Raw genomic sequence first — 19,216 nt, forward strand, 5'->3', positions numbered from 1 at the left:
GATGATGTTGGAGTTCGATTTGGATTTGGAGCAGCTTGCTCAGATCAAAGTAATAGGTGTTGGCGGCGGCGGAAGCAATGCCGTTAATCGAATGATTGAGAACGGCGTCAAAGGCGTCGAATTTATAACGGTTAATACAGATGCTCAAGCGCTGAATCTGGCAAAATCGGAGCATAAGCTGCAAATCGGCGATAAGCTGACTCGCGGCTTGGGCGCTGGTGCAAATCCGGAGGTTGGCAAGAAAGCGGCTGAAGAATCCCGTGAGCTTGTCATCAGCCAGCTGAAGGGCTCGGATATGGTGTTCGTAACCGCTGGTATGGGCGGCGGCACCGGTACGGGCGCTGCGCCTGTTATCGCTGAAATCGCCCGCGAATGCGGTGCTTTGACCGTAGGTGTCGTGACTCGTCCGTTCACCTTCGAAGGCCGCAAGCGTTCCGCTCAAGCGGAGCTTGGCATTGAAGCGTTGAAGGAAAAAGTCGACACACTGATCGTTATTCCGAATGATCGCTTGCTTGAAATCGTCGATAAGAAAACCCCAATGCTGGAAGCATTCCGTGAAGCGGACAACGTGCTTCGCCAAGCTGTACAGGGTATTTCTGACTTGATTCAAGTTCCTGGTCTGATCAACCTCGACTTTGCCGACGTGAAGACAATCATGACGGAGCGCGGCTCCGCCTTGATGGGCATCGGTATCGCGACTGGTGAGAACCGCGCAGCGGAAGCAGCGAAAAAAGCGATCATGAGCCCGCTCCTGGAAACGTCCATCGATGGTGCACGCGGCGTCATTATGAATATTACAGGCGGCAGCAACCTGTCCCTGTATGAAGTCAATGAAGCGGCTGAAATCGTCATTTCGGCTTCCGATCCGGAAGTGAATATGATCTTCGGTGCTATTATCGACGAAGAATTGAAGGATGAGATCAAAGTAACGGTTATCGCAACCGGCTTTGAGCACAAGCCATCTGCGGCAGTCCGTCGTGCGGCTTCTCCGCAAGCGGAGCCAGAATCGCGTCAAGCAGGTGCACAGCCTTCGACTTCTTCTGCGAACAACGTAAAGCCATTTGGCTCGAATACTTCGAGCGATCAGCTTGAAATTCCAGCCTTCTTGCGCAATCGCCCTCGCAACGACCGCTAGGCAGAATTGAATTGTCTCATCCTGAGATGATTTCTACACTAAGAATTAGACGTCTTGCCATCCATTTGTTGAATGGATGGGAGACGTCTTTTTTTGTTTTGCATCGTTAGCTAGCGAGGGACGCAACGTCGCCATCGCATTAAACCTTGGATGAACATAAATTTCGCTAACAACTGCCGAATTTTCCTTATTCATGTGCCATACACCTCCAATTAGCTCGATTCCGCCAAATAAGTACATCTCTATTAAGAAATAGAGTTCCTCCAGTATGAACTTTCTTATCTTATGACTCACAAATCTAGCTTTTGAGCTGAAAATAAAGAAAAAACTTCGCGTATAGAGAAATTATGTACCGGTTAGAGTTCCTCGTAAGTAACCTCGTAATTTCACACCGTTAGATGCCACATTAACACGGCAACTGAGCATATCAACTTGTGCGGCTTTGTACATCACCAAGCAGCGGACTGATCACTGCAGTTTGCGCTGCATTTGCACAAGACTAGCAGTCATTTTGAGATAAGCTGCTATTTGTCACTTTTCTCCGTTCAGCCTTCCCGCTCCCAATCGACATAACACGCAGCGTCTCTCTGGCACAGTCCGGCTATAACACGTCCCTTTCTGACTGCAATGGCCATCCTGCACAAATCTGTAGAAATGCTTTAGATGGGCATATTGCTATTATTTTGACTCTTTTTTAACATCTCAAGGAAGTAATCTCATCTCTTATCGATTAAGAAAGCTGTCAGATCAGAGTGGATGCGTTCATGCCGATGCTGTTAATCTATGCCGTTTTTTATATGGATGATCGACAAAAAAAGTTCTATCACCTCGTCATGATTAGACAGACTTTGAAATAGGATTTGAATATACTGATGTCAATCGTTCTCTCCGGGCGCTGGCCATCCGCTAGTGACCGGAACCGCAGGAAGGTGACGCCATGGCTGTTTATGTCGATGTGATGTTTTTGCGAGAGCTGCTAGTGGACGGCAGCTTGCTGCTGACGACAGCTTGGGTGCGCCATATGAGAGCGAGCTCGTGGCGGGTGTTGTCCGCGTCAGCTATAGGCGCCTGTTACGTTGTAATGATGCTGTACCCGCAGCTATCGGTCCTTTTTACGCTTCTTGTGAAGGTGTCCGTATCGCTGCTGATGGTGTGGGTCGCATTCGGATTCGTATCGCTGCAGCATTTTTTACGAAATATCGCAGCCTTCTATACGGTTAATTTCGTAGCAGCTGGTGCGATTATCGGCATTCATTATTTGTTGATGCAAGGATCGGGCGAGGTATGGCGGACCGTCAATTTCATTAAAGGCGGTATGCAGGTTGAATTAAAAATGGGTTTCATTTACTTGTTGGCAGCGTTTTGTATCGGTCTGTATATATACCGCACCGTGTTGACGCAGCGCCGGGAAAGGGAGCTGGTGCAAACTCATCTAGCTGAAGTGACGATCTGTATCGATGAGCTGGAGCAGCGATGCATAGGCCTAGTCGATACCGGCAATCAGCTGTATGATCCGCTGACTCGAACGCCGGTTATGGTCGTGGAGGCCTCGCTCTGGTCGGAGCAGCTGCCGCCATCATGGCTGCAATGTATCCGGGAAGAGCAGGTGGATCGGCTGGTAGCAGGACTAGGCGGGGAGCCGTTTGAATGGCAGGACAGATTGAGGCTCGTTCCCTATCGGGGAGTAAACCGCGGGTCGCAATTTATGCTCGCTTTGAAGCCGGATTTTGTTCGGATCGAGCGGGAAGGACAGGTGTTTGTCAACAGGAAGGTGTTCGTTGGTTTAGATGGCGGCAAGCTTACGGCAGACAGTGCTTATCAAGCGATTATCCATCCGACTCTCGTTCAGAACAACCAATGATCGATTGTTGCATGAGAAACTTACAACTTACCGGGGAGGGATGGGCCGGATGCTCGTCAAATGGAAATTAGTCCTGCAGTTATATTATTATAGAGTTTTGATTTTATTCGGATTAAAAGGTGAACAGATCTACTATATCGGCGGCAGCGAGGCGCTCCCGCCGCCCTTAACCCGCGAGGAAGAAGAGTATTTGCTGGATAAGCTGCCGTCCGGTGACTCAGCGATTCGTGCAATGCTGATCGAACGCAATCTGCGTCTGGTCGTATACATCGCGCGCAAGTTCGAGAATACCGGCATTCATATCGAGGACCTCGTCTCCATTGGGGCGATTGGCCTTATTAAAGCGGTTAATACGTTTGACCCGGAGAAAAAAATCAAGCTCGCAACCTATGCATCGCGATGTATCGAGAACGAAATACTGATGTATTTGCGCCGTAACAGCAAGACGCGTACGGAGGTTTCTTTTGACGAGCCGCTCAATATTGATTGGGACGGTAACGAGCTTCTGCTGTCCGATGTGCTCGGTACGGAGAACGACACGATTTACCGCAATATCGAGGAGCAGGTTGACCGCAAGCTGCTTCACAAGGCGCTGGATAAGCTGTCCGAAAGGGAACGGATTATTATGGAACTGCGCTTCGGGCTTGCAGATGGCGAGGAAAAAACGCAAAAGGATGTCGCTGATTTGCTGGGCATTTCCCAGTCCTATATTTCCCGCCTGGAAAAAAGAATTATTAAGCGTCTGCGCAAGGAATTTAATAAAATGGTATAAAAATCAAGCAGGACGCAGGGTAGGGCGGCATTGTCAGCGGAGGAATAAAAAAGGGGTCCAAGGAGATAATGTACATTAATGTTTCTCCTTGGGAGGTAATCACGTTGACCCGAAATAAAGTCGAGATCTGTGGAGTGGATACTTCGAAACTGCCTGTCCTTACCAATGCCGAAATGCGGGAGTTGTTCACCGCGTTGCAAACCCGAAACGAGTGGGCAGCAAGAGAGAAATTAGTTAACGGCAACTTAAGGCTTGTGCTTAGTGTTATTCAACGGTTTAACAATAGGGGAGAATTTGTAGACGATTTATTCCAAGTCGGCTGCATCGGACTTATGAAGGCGATCGATAATTTCGACCTTAGCCAAAACGTAAAATTCTCCACCTATGCCGTCCCGATGATCATCGGGGAAATCCGCCGTTACTTGCGTGACAATAACCCGATTCGCGTCTCGCGAAGCCTGCGGGACATTGCTTATAAAGCGTTGCAGGTGCGTGACAGCTTAACGAATCAGAATTCCCGCGAACCGACGATATTCGAAATTTCAGAGGCGCTGAATGTGCCGAAGGAAGATGTCGTCTTCGCTCTGGACGCTATTCAAGACCCGGTATCGTTATTCGAGCCGATCTATCATGATGGCGGAGATCCTATTTATGTAATGGATCAGATTAGCGATGATAAGAACAAAGATGTATCCTGGATTGAAGAAATCGCGTTAAGAGAAGCGATGCACAAGCTCAATGACCGTGAAAAGATGATTTTGTCGATGCGGTTTTTCGAAGGCAAGACGCAGATGGAAGTGGCCGATGAAATCGGCATTTCGCAAGCTCAAGTATCGAGGCTGGAAAAATCAGCGATACAGCAAATGCAGAAGCATGTGAAGACGTAAGGGTGTATAGGCGCAAAGATAACAGGCATGATGAAGACTAAAGACACTGGGAAGCTAGAAACAATGTCGTGAAGATGAAACACCGTAAGCAAGCGAAAAGACGAACCTCACAGCAGCTGAGGGTCGTCTTTTTTTATTGAAATTTATTGTTGGACTATATAAAATATGGAAGTGAATGAGAGGGGATGGCGCAAGTGATTCAGGTGTATGCAAAAAGAACTTATTTGACCTTCATAATGGCATTATGTTTAACGCTTGCTATTCCGTTTGGCACCGCCGCTGCTGCAGCAGCAACTACTGTTGAAAGCAGCCTGCATAAGCCCTTGCGTTCAGATGCTGTACTGAGGCTGGGGAGCACCTCTGCGGTCGTGAATGGCATGACGATGACTGTACAGCCCGTATACGAGAAGAACGGCGTGACGATGGCGCCGGTGAACGTCCTGATTCGGATGTTCCGATTGGATTACAGCTACGATCAGAAAAATCGAAGCTTCTGGCTCAAAACCCGGTTGTTCGAGCAGCAGCAGCTTTCCTTCAAGCTGGGTGAGCGCAAAGGAGAGTCCAACAATGGATTGAAAATCCGGACGTTCACGCTGTCTGCGGCTCCTCTCGAAAAGAAGGGCTCGCTGATGGTACCGCTCCGGGATATCGTCGAGCAATTGGGAGGAAAAGTAACCTATGATGCAAAGACGAAGGAAGTCCGTATTAAAGGTGTCGATAAACCGGTAACCGATAGCAAATATCGGATCGGAGACAGCAGCAGGGGCTGGTCAATTGCCGCACCAGCAGGATTTAAACCCGAAAACCTAGGGAAAATAGAGACGTGCGAAGGCTGTTTTGCTATTAGCGGATTTGCCAGCGACCGTGAATATTTGCTTATAGTGAGCGTAAGTGACAGCAACAGCCGCTTAACGCTCAAGCAGTTGCAAGAGCAAACGGTAGCAAAGCTGCACCCGTCCCAGGTTGTACAGGAAAGCCGTTTTGCGAAGCAGCCTGCAGGGGAATTCAGCGTCGTATCGACTTCGTGGAATGATGCTTTTACAGCCCGGTACAATGAATACTGGACAATTCAAGCAGATGAACGTATTTATACCATCGTCTTTATTCAAGGCAGCTATGGGAACGGACATATTATCGGGGAGCGCGACCGCATTGCTCTCGCCTTTATGGAGACGTTCAAAACAACGTTTACTTCTGGCAACCCCAACCAGATTGATACCTATGAAAAATTATAAAGCTGTTGAGAAGTCTCCCGCTTCCCGCGGGAGATTTTGTTTTTTTAACAGAATCGGACATTTTGGGCAAATCCCACATATAAATAAAGAAGAGGGCGGCAAACGCCCATTCAACCCGACTCCGCTGGAAAAGTGGTGAAGCGAAATGAAAATATCCGATTTTCAAACGAAGGATGTTATTAATATTGTCGACGGTAAAAAACTAGGGCAGGTGAGCGATTTGGAGCTCGATCTGCGTCAAGGCCGCATTGACTCCATCGTCATCCCGCAATATACAAGATTTATGGGGCTGTTCGGGAGCGGCGGTACGGAAGTCGTCATTCCATGGCGCAATATCGTCAAGATCGGTACAGACGTTGTGCTGGTTCGTATGGACGAAACGAAGCCGCGTATTGAAGAAGAAGATTTGCACGCCCGCTCATAACACGGTAAACTGCTATCAGAGGTGAGTGCCGGATGGAAACATTTAGAGCTGTACAATCGGCGAAGGGACCTTCGCTTTTTTTGTTGTCTCCATGGCTGGAGCAAAACGAACGGCTGACTGCTGGATTTACGGGCCGTGACGGAGGAGTAAGCGGAGCGCCATGGACTTCGCTCAACTTAGCGCTTCATGTAAATGACCGCGATGAGGACGTCGTCCGCAATCGGAGCCTGCTGACGGAGGTGCTGGATTGGCCGGTTGAGGCATGGACTTGTGCCGAACAGGTGCACGGTTGCGACGTACGGCATATCGGATTGGAAGACCGGGGCAAGGGCCGTCTTTCCCGCGATTCCGCAATCCCTGATACAGATGCGATAATGACGGATGTGCCGGGCGTGCTTCTGGCTTCTTTTTATGCCGATTGCGTTCCGCTGTATTTCTATGATCCGGAGCATGAAGCGGTTGCGCTTGCGCATGCGGGCTGGAAGGGGACAGTGCTGGAGATCGCCGCGAAGACGGTTCAGGCGATGGCTGACCGTTACGGGACGAAGCCGGAGCAGGTGAGAGCTGCAATCGGCCCGTCGATTGACGACTGCTGCTACGAGGTGGATGGCATTGTGATCGATCGGTTAGACGAGCTTGCCAGCCGTTTTGCAGCGTCTGGAACGGCCGAGGAAGCTGATGAATCCTTAATGAAAAGGATGCCAAATGGAAAAGCTATGGTAAACTTGAAACAATTTAACCGACAGATTATGATAAAAGCAGGAATTTTGCCGATTCATATCGAATTGTCAAAGTGGTGCACGGGATGCAATCGGGAAAAGTTTTTTTCCCATCGTATGGAAGGCGGCTCCACCGGCCGGATGGCCAGCTGGATCGGTATCCGGGAGAGGTGATGGTTGATATGACACAATTGACAGACAGAATGCAAGAAGTGGAGAGACGCATCGAAGAAGCCTGCGAACGAAGCGGGCGGAAGCGGGAAGATGTTCACGTTATTGCGGTAACGAAATACGTCTCGCTGCAGACGGCCGAGGAAGCTTACCAGCTTGGTCTGCATCATCTTGGCGAGAATCGCTGGCAGGATGCCCAGCGGAAGTGGGAAGCGATTAGCGGACCAGAAGCTGAAGGGCAGAATGGACAAGCGGTATGGCATTTTATCGGCTCGCTGCAAACGAATAAGGCAAAGGACGTCATCGGCAAATTTACATATATTCATTCGCTGGACCGGCTGTCACTCGCGCAGGCGATTAACAAGCAAGCGGCCCAGCTCGCCATCAAGGTGCCGTGCTTTATTCAAGTCAATATTTCAGGCGAGGATTCCAAGCATGGATTGCCTCCGGAGCAAGTGAAGGATTTCCTGACCGAGCTTCGCAATTATCCGCATTTGCAGCCGGTAGGTCTAATGACGATGGCACCTTATGAGACGGAAGCGCAAGCGACACGGCCAATCTTCCGTGCGCTTCGCCAATTACGGGACGAGCTGAACGAGCAAGTTGAGCTGGAGCAACCGCTTACGGAACTGTCGATGGGCATGTCTAATGATTTTGAAGTAGCGATTGAGGAAGGGGCAACATGGATCAGACTTGGTACAATACTAGTGGGAAAAGAGGGATGATCTGATGAGCGTTATTAACCGGTTTATGAATTATCTCGGCCTCCAGGATGAAGAAGAAGTCGTCGAACGGGAACGGGTTACGCATGCAGAAGAGCAGGAGGTTGAAACCTCGCCCTTCGAATCACGTAAAAATACGAAGAACACCAACAATATCGTCAGCATTCATTCTCAGAAAAATGTCCGAGTCGTTCTGAATGAGCCCCGTTCCTATGATGAAGCGCAAGAAATTGCCGATCACTTGCGTTCACGCAGGGCGGTCATTGTTAATTTGCAACGCGTTCGGATGGATCTGGCCGTACGCATCGTTGATTTCTTGAGCGGAACCGTGTACGCGCTTAACGGGAATATTTCGAAGCTTGGCCCGAACATTTTTCTGTGCACACCGGATTCGGTAGAGATACAAGGGACCATCACGGAAATGCTGGCGGAGGATAACGATTACAATAAAATGAGGTGACCTTGAATTGACCGTTTCTGACGTAATAATGAGTCTTCAATCGATTTACTGGTTTTTAATCATCGCATATGTACTGCTCTCCTGGTTGCCTAATGCAAGGGAAAGCTTTATCGGCCAAATGCTTGGCAAAGTTGTAGAGCCGTACTTGGGTATTTTCCGTAAATTCATTCCTCCTATCGGCGGAATGCTGGACATTTCCCCTATCGTGGCGATTTTCGCTTTGCGGTTTATCGCAATGGGTATTGTTGCTGTAATCGAGTTTTTTATCGGCTTATTCTAGACAAAGGATGACTTTGGCATGAAACCAACGATATATGAACATTTCCACCCGGACGAGAAAAGCTTTGTCGACCGGGCTTGGGAATGGATTGAACGGTCCGCCCAGCAGCATGAGCTGAAGCGGACCGATTTTTTGGACCCGAGACAATCTCACATTATTGAGGCGCTGGCCAACCGCAATCCGGATGTGCAAATCCGGTTCGAGGGAGGCTATGCAGAAGCAGAACGCCGCCGAGCTATCATTGCTCCTGAATATATGTATCTGGAGGATGAGTCTGCGGGATTATCTGTGCTCAAGGTAGATGGCGGCTCTGGTTCGCTAGAAGGACTGGACCACGGCGATTATTTGGGCGCCTTATTGGGACTTGGCATTAAACGTGATCGGATTGGCGACATTCATGTGCATGAATCGTTTTGTCATATTATTATTCTTGATGAAATTGCCGATTACTTAAATATACACCTTAGACAGGTGCACCGTGTCAACGTGATGACGGATGTCATTCCGCTGGAACAATTGCATGCTGTCGTTCCGGAGCTTCAGGAAATGACGTTTACAGTGGCGTCTATGCGGCTGGACGGTATTGCAAGCGATGTACACCGGATAAGCCGGACGAAAATCGTCGATCCGATCCGCGCGGGCAGATGCAGAGTGAATTGGAAGACGGTAGAGAATCCTTCCGAGCAGCTTGGAATGGGGGACGTCGTTTCCATCAAAGGGCTTGGCCGTTTCAAAGTTTTGGAAACGGACGGCGTGACGAAAAAGGGTAGAATCCGCGTTCGTATTGGCAAATTTATTTAGCGGCTTTGAAGGATTTTGGTAACAACTGTCGAATCCTTTGCACATCGAGTATATCCGAATTTAAGCCGGTTTCCGGCTAATACGTTAAGGAGGTGCGCCAATGCCGTTGACGCCATTGGACATACATAACAAGGAATTTGGACGAAGATTGCGCGGCTACGACGAAGACGAGGTTAATGAATTCCTCGATCAGGTCATCAAGGATTACGAGTCCATCATCCGTGAGAATAAAGAGCTTCAGAACCAAATGCTCAACCTGCAGGAGAAGCTCAATCATTTCTCCAACATCGAAGAAACATTGAGCAAGACGATCATTGTTGCGCAGGAGGCGGCGGATGAGGTCCGCAACAACGCGAAGAAGGAAGCGCAGCTGATTATTAAAGAATCGGAGAAAAACGCCGATCGCATCATTAACGAATCACTTGCCAAGTCGCGTAAAGTATCGCTGGAAGTCGAAGAGCTGAAGAAGCAGGCTTCGATTTACCGGGCGAGGTTCCGGACGCTTGTGGAAGCTCAGCTTGAGCTCCTCAGCCAGGACGGCTGGGATACGCTGGAGAGCCAGCAGCCGGCATCGCAGATTTCATTTACCGAACAGCTTCAGCGCGGGTAAATAGGCTGACGTCCGAATGATGCAAAGTTATTTGACATCCGTTCGGCGATAAGCTATAAATATTAATATTAACAATTGCAATAGAATGAAACTTCATTGACGAGAACGAGTACGCTTAATCTGTTCGTCCCTCAGAGAGCTGGTAATTGCTGAAAGCCGGCGTTCGAACACAAGCGGAAAATCATCTCCGAGAAGCAGTGCTGAAACTTGTTGTTGCTCGAATGACGGCGGCGCAAGGAATAAGGACTGACGGGCTGTCCTCCGTTACAAGGACCGCGAATAGGCTATATTCGCGCCAGAGGTGCCGCAAGCGGCTGGAGCATGTCCAGATTCGCACGCGGAACGAGGGTGGTATCGCGAGCACAAGTCTCGTCCCTTTTACAGGGACGGGACTTTATTTATTTTTCAGGGGGTATGGATGATGCAACGCGTAGATGTGAAGGAAAAGGCAAGAGCGCGCGAGCTTCGCGTGTTGAAGCAATGGCAAGAGAATGATACGTTCAAGCAATCGATCGAGAACCGGAAGGGCAAGCCGAATTATGTATTCTATGAGGGGCCGCCAACGGCTAACGGCGCTCCGCATATCGGTCACGTGCTGGGCCGCGTAATCAAAGACTTTATCGGGCGTTACAAAACGATGTCCGGCTACCGCGTCGTCCGTAAAGCGGGTTGGGACACGCATGGCTTGCCAGTCGAGCTTGGCGTCGAGAAAGAGCTCGGCATCTCCGGCAAACAGGAGATCGAGAATTACGGCGTTGAAGCATTTATTAAAAAGTGCAAAGACAGCGTATTCGTCTATGAGAAGCAATGGCGTGAGCTGACTGAAGCGATCGCCTACTGGACTGATCTCGACAATCCGTACATTACGCTGAAAAACGAGTATATCGAAAGCGTATGGCATGTGTTATCGACGATTCACAGCAAAGGGCTGCTGTACCGCGGACACCGCGTCAGTCCGTATTGCCCAAGCTGCCAGACGACGCTCAGCTCGCATGAAGTGGCCCAAGGCTATGAGGACGTGAAGGATCTGAGCGCAACGGCGAAGTTCAAGCTGCAGGATTCCGGGGAGTTCATTCTGGCATGGACGACGACGCCTTGGACGCTGCCTGCGAACGTGGCACTTGCGGTTAATCCGGAGCTGGAATATATCCGTGCTTCCAAAGACGGCGAAGTGTATATCGTGGCGAAAAACTTGGCTGACGACGTACTGAAGGAAGGCTACGAGACGCTTTCAACGGTTAAAGGCTCGGAGTTGGTCGGCCTCAGCTATGAGCCGCCATTCCGTTATGTGCCAATCGAAAAAGGCCATGTTGTTATCCCTGGCGATTTCGTCAGCGACACTAGCGGTACCGGTATCGTCCACATTGCGCCGGCACACGGCGAGGACGATTACAAGGTTGCCCGTCAGAACGGCATCAGCATGCTGAGCGTTGTCAACAATGCCGGCCGCTACGTCGATGAAGTGACGGACCTTGCGGGCCGTTTCGTGAAAGACTGTGACGTTGACATTGTGAAAATGCTTAGCGAGCGCGGGCTGCTCTTCTCCAAAGAGCGTTACGAGCACAGCTATCCGTTCTGCTGGCGCTGCAAATCGCCGCTTCTCTACTATGCGACAGAGAGCTGGTTCATCGAGACGACGAAGGTTAAGGATCAGCTGATCGCCAACAACAACGGCGTTGACTGGTACCCGGGCCATATCCGCGAAGGACGCTTTGGCAAATTCCTTGAGGATCTGATCGACTGGAACATCAGCCGGAACCGTTATTGGGGAACGCCGCTTAATGTATGGGTGTGCGAAGCGACAGGCAAGGAATACGCGCCTAGCAGCATTGCAGACTTGCGTGAGCGTGCGGTCGGCGAAGTGCCGGAGGATATCGAGCTGCATAAGCCATATGTCGATGAGATCAAATTGAAATCGCCTTTCGCTGAAGGTGCAGTTATGACCCGGACGCCGGAAGTTATCGACGTATGGTTCGACAGCGGCTCTATGCCGTTTGCACAGCAGCATTATCCGTTCGAGAACGCGGAGCAGTTCGCGGATCAATATCCGGCGGACATGATCTGCGAAGGCATCGACCAGACGCGCGGCTGGTTCTTCAGCTTGTTGGCTGTGTCGACGCTGTACAACGGCAAAGCTCCCTATAAAGCTGTTATCTCGACCGGACATATCCTGGATGAGAACGGGCAAAAAATGTCCAAATCCAAAGGCAATGTTATCGATCCTTGGGAAATCATCAATGAATACGGAACGGATGCGTTCCGCTGGGCGCTCTTGTCGGACAGCGCGCCGTGGAACAGCAAGCGCTTCTCGCGCGGCATCGTAGGCGAAGCCAAGTCGAAAGTAATCGATACGATCGTCAATACGCATGCGTTCTACGCCCTGTATGCATCAATCGACGGCTTCAACCATGAAGAGCATGCCGAAGCGCAATCCGGCAATAAGCTGGACCGCTGGATCGTATCCAGACTGAACAGCCTGATCCAGACCGTCGTGAAAGGTCTGGAGGTTAACGACTTCTTGAATCCGGCGAGAGCGATTGAGACATTCGTTGATGAGCTCAGCAACTGGTACATCCGCCGTTCCCGCGATCGTTTCTGGGGCAGCGGCTTGACGGCCGATAAGCTTGCCGCTTACCAGACGCTGCGCCAAGTGCTGTTGACGCTCTCCCGCGTCATTGCGCCTTACGCGCCGCTGCTTGCGGAAGAAGTGTACGGCAATCTGGGCGGAGACGGAAGCGTCCACCTGTCCGATTATCCGGCAGCAGATGTTTCATTGATCGATGAGACACTAGAGCGGGATATGGCTAGCGCAATGCAAATCGTCGAGCTGGCGCGCAGCGTCCGCAACGAGACGGGCATTAAAACTCGTCAGCCATTGTCTGAATTGATCATATCGCTGGATCGTGAATTCGAGCTGGCTGAATATGAGGACATCATTAAAGATGAGATCAACGTCAAATCGATCGTCGTGCAAAACAGCGATAGCGGCTTAGTTGATTTCACACTGAAATTGAATCTGAAAGTAGCGGGTAAAAAATACGGTAAAAACGTTGGTCCAATCCAAGCGTATTTGAAATCGCTGGCTTCAGAGCAGACCCGCGAAGCAGTAAACGGAGGCAGCTTGATCTTCAATTCCGCCGATGGTGAGACTATCGAGATTACAGTTGATGAGCTGCTGGTTGAGAAGCAAGCGAAGTCAGGCTTCGCATCTGCTTCCGGCAACGGAGTGACTGCAGCGCTGAACACCGATATTACACCAGAGCTTGAGCAAGAGGGCTGGGTACGCGAAGTGATCCGTGCGGTTCAGGACACGCGTAAAAAGCTTGATCTGCCGATCGAGAAACGCGTAAATCTGGTACTCGATGTTGACAGCGAGCTGAGGGCTTCGCTTGATGCGTTTGGCGAGGTGCTTCAAGAGAATGTATTGCTGAACAGCGTAACCTTCGAATCCGCTTCTGATATGGAGCGTGTGCAACTGGGTGAGAAAGAAATCGGAATTCTCATCCGCGGTTAAGCATACAGGGAATGTGGTTAAGGATATAGTATAAGGAAAACAACAAACGAGTGCCTTCCAGTAAGGCCTCGTTTTTCCTTTCTATATGCCAAGGGGGAATGCCGCATGAGTATGAAAAAGAACGATAATGGCCGTAATAAGGGGATTGAAGCTGCTGTACCTGAGCATGAAGGTATTGAACATTCGCTTAACCGGGTTCAGGAGCTGCTCAATAAAATCGCCATCGACATGGAAAAATCGCAGATCGCCGATTACGTGGATTTGGTGCATCATCCGTTCAAGCTCATTTGGCGCAACGTGCTTGCAGGAACGGCGAGGGGCGTCGGCATCGCGATCGGATTTACTTTTTTTGCAGCGACGATCCTGTATGTGCTTCAAATATTGGGGGCGCTTAATTTGCCGATTATCGGGGATTACATCGCGGATATTGTGCGGATCGTGCAAATCCAGCTGGAAGGGAAAACCTATTAAGGCGGCCTAGTCATAATGGAGCTGCTGAGCTATGCCGCCTTGTTGGCTATCGTTAATTTTAGTCTTCAAAATTGTCTTCTAAAAGAGGATCGCCTTCGCCGTTCTCAATATAGTTGCGGTATTGGCGATTTCGGACAACGGAGACTTCCCTGCCAGTAATATCGGTAGCCAGGAAGCTTTCGAGCGACTCGACAAAGCCGTCATTTTCCTCCGCTTCCGTTCCGATATGTTCATAATCGTCAGCATCGGGATTTTCAGACATGGCCGGAGAATCGGCATTTCCCCATTGCTCGACGATTTGCCAAGCGTCTTCGCCGTCAAAGCCGTTGTAGGAATCATGCTCATCCAGATTCGTTCTGCCGAATGGCGGAGCGAGCAGTGATTCTTCTACAGGGCGATCGGTTGAAATTTGCTGCCGCGGCGAATGTTGTATACAGTAGAGACTGTCCGGCAAAGCCTCCAAGCGCTCTGTAGGAATGGGCTCGCCACAAGTACGGCAAATGCCGTAAGACCCGTCTTCAATGGCTTGCAAAGCGGCGTCTATCCGGGAGAGATGAAGCTCCTCCTGCTCAACAAGCGCGATATCTTTGCCTCGTTCGAATAGCTCGGTCCCGATATCGGCCGGATGATTGTCAATGGGTGAGAGCTCGCCGGTCTGGTCGCGGAGCGATGAACCTAGACCGTTATGATCGGTCTCCTCCAGCCTGCGTTCGATGTCGTGTTTGTCCGTTTCCAGCCGGGAGCGAAATTGCGCGAGCTGTTGTTGCGATAAGGTCGTCATTTACGCTGCACCTTCCTTTCCTCAGGTGGCATTAGCTTTTGCCATAGCGGTTGTTTTCATGAACGCTTAGCATTGGGAAACGAGTGGAAGAGGCTGGCTGTGCGCTATGCCGTTATGCTACAATAGCTTGGGACAAACTAGGAGGGATAAGATGCGGTTTTATTATTATTGGATCGCTGTAATCGTATTTGCCATCGACTACATAACGAAAAAAATTGTGGCGACCAAGATGGAGCTATACGATCAAATTAGCGTCATCGGCAATTTCTTTCTTATTACTTCGCATCGGAACCGCGGAGCTGCTTTTAGCATTTTGCAAGATCAGCGATTTTTCTTCATCGTCATTACGATCTTGATCGTCGCGGGGATTATATGGTATGCCCATACGAACCGGAATTCAGGAAAAGTCTGGCTGTTAACGGGACTTGGGCTTGTGCTGGGCGGAGCTCTTGGCAATTTTCTCGATCGTGCCCTGTATGGAGAGGTCGTCGATTTTCTGATGTTCAACTTCGGCAGCTATACGTTCCCGATTTTCAACGTAGCGGACTCGGGCATTTGCGTCGGTGTTGCGCTTATTCTAATTGATACGCTAATTTCGGCTAAAAATGAAAAATCAGATAAAGCAAGCCAAGGAGAGGACAAGGAAACTAACGAGCATGAGCAGCAACCTGTATAACGAAAACGAGAATGTAGCAGAAGTGGATCTGGAATTGGAGCATGACGAGCTTGAGGAGCAGCTGGCATTTGCCGCTTCTGCTGAGCAAGCCGGCGAAAGAATTGATAAATTCGTAACGGAAAGTGTGAATGATCCTGCGATTTCCCGTACACAAGTACAGGAGTGGATCAAGTCGGGAGCTGTTACAGTCAATGGAGCTGTCGTAAAGGCCAATTACAAATTGGCTTCTGGCGATGAAGTTGCCATAAGTGTCCCTGAGCCTGCGGATGCAGAAATCGTTGCGGAGCCGATTCCCCTGGATGTCGTGTATGAAGACGGAGATGTTATCGTCATTAACAAGCCGCGGGGGATGGTCGTTCACCCTGCACCTGGTCATTCATCGGGCACAGTCGTCAATGCTTTGATGCATCATTGCAAGGACTTGTCCGGCATTAATGGGATGCTGCGTCCGGGCATCGTACATCGTATCGATAAAGATACTTCGGGGCTGTTGATGGTTGCCAAAAACGATCTGGCTCATCTGTCACTGGCAGCACAATTGAAGGAGCATTCCGTCACCCGTAAATATATCGCACTCGTGCATGATAATTTGCAGCATGATCAGGGAACCATTGATGCACCTGTCGGCCGTGATTCGAAGGACCGGAAAATGTTTGTCGTAACGGATCGGAACAGCAAACATGCGGTGACTCATTTTATCGTGCTGGAACGGTTAAATGATTATACGCTCGTGGAGCTCCAACTGGAGACGGGCCGCACGCATCAGATTCGCGTTCATATGAAATATATCGGGCATCCGCTTGCCGGTGATCCGGTATACGGAAGGAACAAGACTGTTGCCTTGAAAGGACAGGCGCTCCATGCTGCAGTGATTGGATTCGTTCATCCGCGCACCGGAGAGTACATGGAGTTCGAGGCTCCTGTTCCAGGTGATATGGAGCATGTGCTCAATTCGCTGAGATTACGTTAATTTTCATCTATCCTAGAGACGAGAACTTGCGCAATAATGCAAACATTTCGTTATATTCTTCATTATTAAGAGCCGGAAAGTATATTATTCTTATTCTAAAGCTTAGATGGATGACGATTAATGAAGAATAAGGATAGGTGAACGTTCATGACGAATATTAACCATAATTATTTGGAGCTGCAGGGCAGCTACCTGTTCTCCGAAATTGCCAAACGCCGCAATAAATTTATTCAAGAAAATCCGAATGCTGAAATCATCAGCTTAGGTATCGGCGATGTAACGCGCGGTTTGCCGGATGCAGTTACGAAAGCGATGCACGCAGCTGTGGATGAGCTGGCATCCCCGGGTTCTTTCCGCGGATACGGCCCGGAGCAAGGTTATGATTTCCTGATTAATGCAATTATCGAGAATGATTACAAAGCTCGCGGCATTGATATCCAAACGAATGAAGTGTTCGTCAGCGACGGTTCGAAATGCGACGTTGGCAACATTCAGGAAATTTTCAGCGAGAACAGTATCGTAGCCGTACAGGATCCGGTATACCCTGTATACGTGGACACGAACGTTATGGCTGGCCGTTCCGGCAAGTTCAACAAAGAGACGAACCGGTATGAGAACATCGTTTATCTGGAATGTACTGCCGAAAATAACTTCACGCCGAGTCTGCCGGACCGCAAAGTCGATCTGATCTACCTTTGCTACCCGAACAACCCGACTGGCATGACGCTGTCGAAGGAAGAGTTGAAAAAATGGGTTGATTATGCGAAGGCGAACAACTGCATCATCCTGTACGATTCGGCGTACGAGGCGTTCATTCAGGAAGATGACGTGCCGCATTCGATTTATGAGATTGAAGGCGCGCGTGAAGTTGCAATCGAATTCCGCAGCTTTTCCAAAACAGCCGGCTTTACCGGCGTTCGTTGCGCATACACAGTTGTTCCTCGCGATCTGAAAGGCTTGGATGCGAACGGTGGCGAAGTGCTTATCAATGATCTGTGGAACCGTCGCCACACGACGAAGTTCAATGGCGTATCCTATGTAACGCAGCGCGGTGCAGCAGCTATTTACTCGCCTGAGGGCAAAGAGCAAATCGCATCGCTCGTCGATTTCTACATGACGAATGCCCGTATCATCCGCGAAGGCCTCGCTTCGATCGGCCTGGAAGTATTCGGCGGCGTGAACGCGCCTTACATTTGGCTGAAAACGCCAAACGGCCTTGATTCCTGGGCATTCTTCGATAAGCTTCTGTCGGAAGCGAATATCGTAGGCACGCCGGGCGTCGGCTTCGGCCAAAGCGGCCAAGGCTACTTCCGTCTGACGGCGTTCGGCAGTCGTGAAAATACGGAAAAAGCGGTTGAGCGTATCCGCAATCTTTCGCTGTAAGCGAATGAATAAGAGTTCCGGCAGGGGTGAGCCCTTGCCGGAGCTTTTTTTATTTTGCGTGAGTTGGGGGATGTGGTGCTGGGGTGCGGAAATGTACTGCAACGCGTGCGTATCTTAGCGCGCGTCCCGGTCCTCGGGACGCGGTGTCTTTTCGCGGTGGCATGCGTTGCTGGGTCCTGGGTCAACATGTAGGCGGTTAAACCTGATTGCTGGTTGGGGTGGCAGGCAGCATGTTGTCGCATGTTGCGCTGTTGCAAATTAGATGACCTAGATTAGCGAAGCGGGTTCGCTCAATAGAGAAGTTGGATTCGCTGTGGAAGGCTGAGGCGGCTGTGTGCTGACGGATAGCGAACTTCCTTTCGCTATCCGTGAACACAGGTTCACCAGTAGCGAAATTATGTTCGCTGTGGGGTGAATGGGGCTCGTATCCGACAGCTACAGCGAAATTTGGTTCGCAAATTAACGAAGCAGCTTCGTTAATTTGAATTGGGCAGAAGTAGGGGATACTACTTGCAACTGGGATTAGGCAGTGGATTAATTGGTCAGCACACAGCAATGAGATGAGGAGCGGCAGTTTCAGTATTCAGCAAATGGCAATGAGATGCGAAAGTGGCGTTGGGCAGTCAGCTTGAGATGTCAGTATACGGATTAGCGAAGCGGGTTCGCAAAATAGAGAAGTTGGATTCGCTGTGGAAGGCTGTGGCAGCTGTCTACGGATGGATAGCGAACTTCTTTTCGCTATCCATGAACGTAGGTTCGCCAGTAGCGAAATTTTCTTCGCTGTAGAGCGAATGGGGCTCGTATCCAACAGCTGCAGCGAAAATTGGTTCGCAAAATAACGAAGCAGCTTCGTTATTTTGAACTGGGCGATAAAGGTAGGGGATTTTACTGTTTACTGGCAATGGAGTGCGTGAATGGCGAAAGAGAGGTCAGTTTGAGCGTTCATTATACGGATTAGCGCAGCGGGTTCGCTAAATAGAGAAGTTAAATTCGCTGTGGAAGGCATTGGCAGCTGTCTACGGATGGATAGCGAACTTCTTTTCGCAATTCGTGAACGTAGGTTCGCCAGTAGCGAAATTATGTTCGCTGTAGAGTGAATGGGGCTCGTATCCGACGGCTACAGCGAAAATTAGTTCGCAAAATAACGAAGCAGCTTCGTTAATTTGAACTGGGCAGAAGTAAGGGGACGTTACTGCAACTGGGATGAGAAAGCGGCGGTTGAGTAGTCAGCATGTAGCAATGGGATGAGGAAGCGGCGGTTGAGTAGTGAGCATGTAGCAATGAGTGAGGCAGTGGCGGTTGTGTGGTAAGTATACTGCAATGAGATGCGAAAGCGACGGTTGA

Annotated in this window: 18 protein-coding genes and 1 other annotated feature; of the genes, 17 read left to right on the forward strand and 1 reads right to left on the reverse strand. The window is 49.9% G+C overall.

Annotated features, from left to right (window positions below; translation table 11 throughout):
- Positions 1-4 precede the first annotated feature (4 nt).
- The 14 genes from ftsZ to TY10_RS01450 all read left to right on the forward strand — a co-directional run bounded on the left by ftsZ (position 5) and on the right by TY10_RS01450 (position 14,062).
- Positions 5-1,135 carry a cell division protein FtsZ gene (gene ftsZ, locus TY10_RS01380; RefSeq protein WP_042159823.1) on the forward strand — a complete coding sequence of 377 codons (1,131 nt, stop codon included), beginning with the start codon at positions 5-7 and terminating at the stop codon, positions 1,133-1,135.
- A 937-nt stretch (positions 1,136-2,072) separates the two neighbouring features.
- On the forward strand, positions 2,073-2,996 hold the full coding sequence (gene spoIIGA / locus TY10_RS01390; RefSeq protein WP_042159825.1) for a sigma-E processing peptidase SpoIIGA: 924 nt from the start codon (positions 2,073-2,075) through the stop codon (positions 2,994-2,996).
- A gap of 49 nt (positions 2,997-3,045) precedes the next feature.
- Entirely contained in the window at positions 3,046-3,768 is a 723-nt protein-coding gene (sigE, locus tag TY10_RS01395) for an RNA polymerase sporulation sigma factor SigE (protein WP_042159826.1), read from the forward strand.
- A gap of 104 nt (positions 3,769-3,872) precedes the next feature.
- Positions 3,873-4,655 carry an RNA polymerase sporulation sigma factor SigG gene (gene sigG / locus TY10_RS01400; RefSeq protein ID WP_042159827.1) on the forward strand — a complete coding sequence of 261 codons (783 nt, stop codon included), beginning with the start codon at positions 3,873-3,875 and terminating at the stop codon, positions 4,653-4,655.
- Positions 4,656-4,849: 194 nt separating this feature from the next.
- Positions 4,850-5,890, forward strand: coding sequence for a copper amine oxidase N-terminal domain-containing protein (locus TY10_RS01405; RefSeq protein ID WP_162160557.1), 1,041 nt, complete (start codon positions 4,850-4,852; stop codon positions 5,888-5,890).
- A 145-nt stretch (positions 5,891-6,035) separates the two neighbouring features.
- Positions 6,036-6,314 (forward strand): PRC-barrel domain-containing protein, encoded by a 279-nt coding sequence (locus tag TY10_RS01410; RefSeq protein ID WP_042159830.1) that lies wholly within the window; start codon positions 6,036-6,038, stop codon positions 6,312-6,314.
- Between the two features lie 32 nt (positions 6,315-6,346).
- Complete coding sequence (gene pgeF / locus TY10_RS01415; protein ID WP_042159833.1) at positions 6,347-7,207, forward strand: peptidoglycan editing factor PgeF; 861 nt, start codon at positions 6,347-6,349, stop codon at positions 7,205-7,207.
- 8 nt (positions 7,208-7,215) lie between these two features.
- Positions 7,216-7,929: a YggS family pyridoxal phosphate-dependent enzyme gene (locus tag TY10_RS01420; RefSeq protein WP_042159911.1), complete on the forward strand. Its 714-nt coding sequence runs from the start codon at positions 7,216-7,218 to the stop codon at positions 7,927-7,929.
- Between the two features lie 4 nt (positions 7,930-7,933).
- A complete protein-coding gene (locus tag TY10_RS01425) occupies positions 7,934-8,386 on the forward strand; it encodes a cell division protein SepF (RefSeq protein ID WP_042159835.1) in 453 nt (150 codons plus the stop codon).
- Positions 8,387-8,414: 28 nt separating this feature from the next.
- Positions 8,415-8,666 (forward strand): YggT family protein, encoded by a 252-nt coding sequence (locus tag TY10_RS01430; RefSeq protein ID WP_042159837.1) that lies wholly within the window; start codon positions 8,415-8,417, stop codon positions 8,664-8,666.
- Positions 8,667-8,684: 18 nt separating this feature from the next.
- Positions 8,685-9,467 carry a YlmH family RNA-binding protein gene (locus TY10_RS01435; RefSeq protein ID WP_042159839.1) on the forward strand — a complete coding sequence of 261 codons (783 nt, stop codon included), beginning with the start codon at positions 8,685-8,687 and terminating at the stop codon, positions 9,465-9,467.
- A 100-nt stretch (positions 9,468-9,567) separates the two neighbouring features.
- Positions 9,568-10,077 carry a DivIVA domain-containing protein gene (locus TY10_RS01440; RefSeq protein ID WP_042159841.1) on the forward strand — a complete coding sequence of 170 codons (510 nt, stop codon included), beginning with the start codon at positions 9,568-9,570 and terminating at the stop codon, positions 10,075-10,077.
- A gap of 87 nt (positions 10,078-10,164) precedes the next feature.
- Positions 10,165-10,457 (forward strand) — a binding site (T-box leader).
- Positions 10,458-10,498: 41 nt separating this feature from the next.
- Entirely contained in the window at positions 10,499-13,591 is a 3,093-nt protein-coding gene (gene ileS / locus TY10_RS01445) for an isoleucine--tRNA ligase (protein WP_042159843.1), read from the forward strand.
- Positions 13,592-13,696: 105 nt separating this feature from the next.
- Positions 13,697-14,062, forward strand: coding sequence for a DUF5665 domain-containing protein (locus TY10_RS01450; RefSeq protein WP_420329370.1), 366 nt, complete (start codon positions 13,697-13,699; stop codon positions 14,060-14,062).
- 58 nt (positions 14,063-14,120) lie between these two features.
- On the opposite strand, the gene TY10_RS01455 is transcribed toward TY10_RS01450, so the two are convergent.
- On the reverse strand, positions 14,121-14,843 hold the full coding sequence (locus TY10_RS01455) for a TraR/DksA C4-type zinc finger protein (protein WP_042159845.1): 723 nt from the start codon (positions 14,841-14,843) through the stop codon (positions 14,121-14,123).
- Positions 14,844-14,994: 151 nt separating this feature from the next.
- On the opposite strand from TY10_RS01455, the gene lspA reads away from it, so the two are divergent.
- The 3 genes from lspA to TY10_RS01470 all read left to right on the forward strand — a co-directional run bounded on the left by lspA (position 14,995) and on the right by TY10_RS01470 (position 17,872).
- Positions 14,995-15,519, forward strand: coding sequence for a signal peptidase II (gene lspA, locus TY10_RS01460; RefSeq protein ID WP_042159847.1), 525 nt, complete (start codon positions 14,995-14,997; stop codon positions 15,517-15,519).
- The gene (locus TY10_RS01465; RefSeq protein WP_042159849.1) at positions 15,500-16,489 is read left to right on the forward strand and encodes an RluA family pseudouridine synthase; all 990 of its coding nucleotides are present in this window, start codon (positions 15,500-15,502) and stop codon (positions 16,487-16,489) included. Before lspA ends, TY10_RS01465 begins: the two co-directional genes overlap by 20 nt.
- Positions 16,490-16,636: 147 nt before the next feature.
- Entirely contained in the window at positions 16,637-17,872 is a 1,236-nt protein-coding gene (locus tag TY10_RS01470) for an LL-diaminopimelate aminotransferase (RefSeq protein WP_042159851.1), read from the forward strand.
- The last annotated feature ends 1,344 nt before the right edge of the window (positions 17,873-19,216 follow it).

Origin of the sequence: Paenibacillus gorillae (assembly GCF_000513275.1) — a bacterium.
Classification (GTDB): Bacteria; Bacillota; Bacilli; order Paenibacillales; family Paenibacillaceae; genus Pristimantibacillus; species Pristimantibacillus gorillae.

Bases quoted from the DNA above. Each gene is read 5' to 3' on its own strand.
- TY10_RS01430 (WP_042159837.1), top strand. From the start codon at position 8,415: ATGAGTCTTCAATCGATTTACTGGTTTTTAATCATCGCATATGTACTG.
- lspA (WP_042159847.1), top strand. From the start codon at position 14,995: ATGCGGTTTTATTATTATTGGATCGCTGTAATCGTATTTGCCATCGAC.
- TY10_RS01435 (WP_042159839.1), top strand. From the start codon at position 8,685: ATGAAACCAACGATATATGAACATTTCCACCCGGACGAGAAAAGCTTT.
- TY10_RS01425 (WP_042159835.1), top strand. From the start codon at position 7,934: ATGAGCGTTATTAACCGGTTTATGAATTATCTCGGCCTCCAGGATGAA.
- TY10_RS01470 (WP_042159851.1), top strand. From the start codon at position 16,637: ATGACGAATATTAACCATAATTATTTGGAGCTGCAGGGCAGCTACCTG.
- TY10_RS01450 (WP_420329370.1), top strand. From the start codon at position 13,697: ATGAGTATGAAAAAGAACGATAATGGCCGTAATAAGGGGATTGAAGCT.
- TY10_RS01440 (WP_042159841.1), top strand. From the start codon at position 9,568: ATGCCGTTGACGCCATTGGACATACATAACAAGGAATTTGGACGAAGA.
- TY10_RS01410 (WP_042159830.1), top strand. From the start codon at position 6,036: ATGAAAATATCCGATTTTCAAACGAAGGATGTTATTAATATTGTCGAC.
- sigE (WP_042159826.1), top strand. From the start codon at position 3,046: ATGCTCGTCAAATGGAAATTAGTCCTGCAGTTATATTATTATAGAGTT.
- TY10_RS01455 (WP_042159845.1), bottom strand. From the start codon at position 14,843: ATGACGACCTTATCGCAACAACAGCTCGCGCAATTTCGCTCCCGGCTG.
- pgeF (WP_042159833.1), top strand. From the start codon at position 6,347: ATGGAAACATTTAGAGCTGTACAATCGGCGAAGGGACCTTCGCTTTTT.
- ileS (WP_042159843.1), top strand. From the start codon at position 10,499: ATGCAACGCGTAGATGTGAAGGAAAAGGCAAGAGCGCGCGAGCTTCGC.
- TY10_RS01465 (WP_042159849.1), top strand. From the start codon at position 15,500: ATGAGCAGCAACCTGTATAACGAAAACGAGAATGTAGCAGAAGTGGAT.
- spoIIGA (WP_042159825.1), top strand. From the start codon at position 2,073: ATGGCTGTTTATGTCGATGTGATGTTTTTGCGAGAGCTGCTAGTGGAC.
- ftsZ (WP_042159823.1), top strand. From the start codon at position 5: ATGTTGGAGTTCGATTTGGATTTGGAGCAGCTTGCTCAGATCAAAGTA.
- TY10_RS01420 (WP_042159911.1), top strand. From the start codon at position 7,216: ATGACACAATTGACAGACAGAATGCAAGAAGTGGAGAGACGCATCGAA.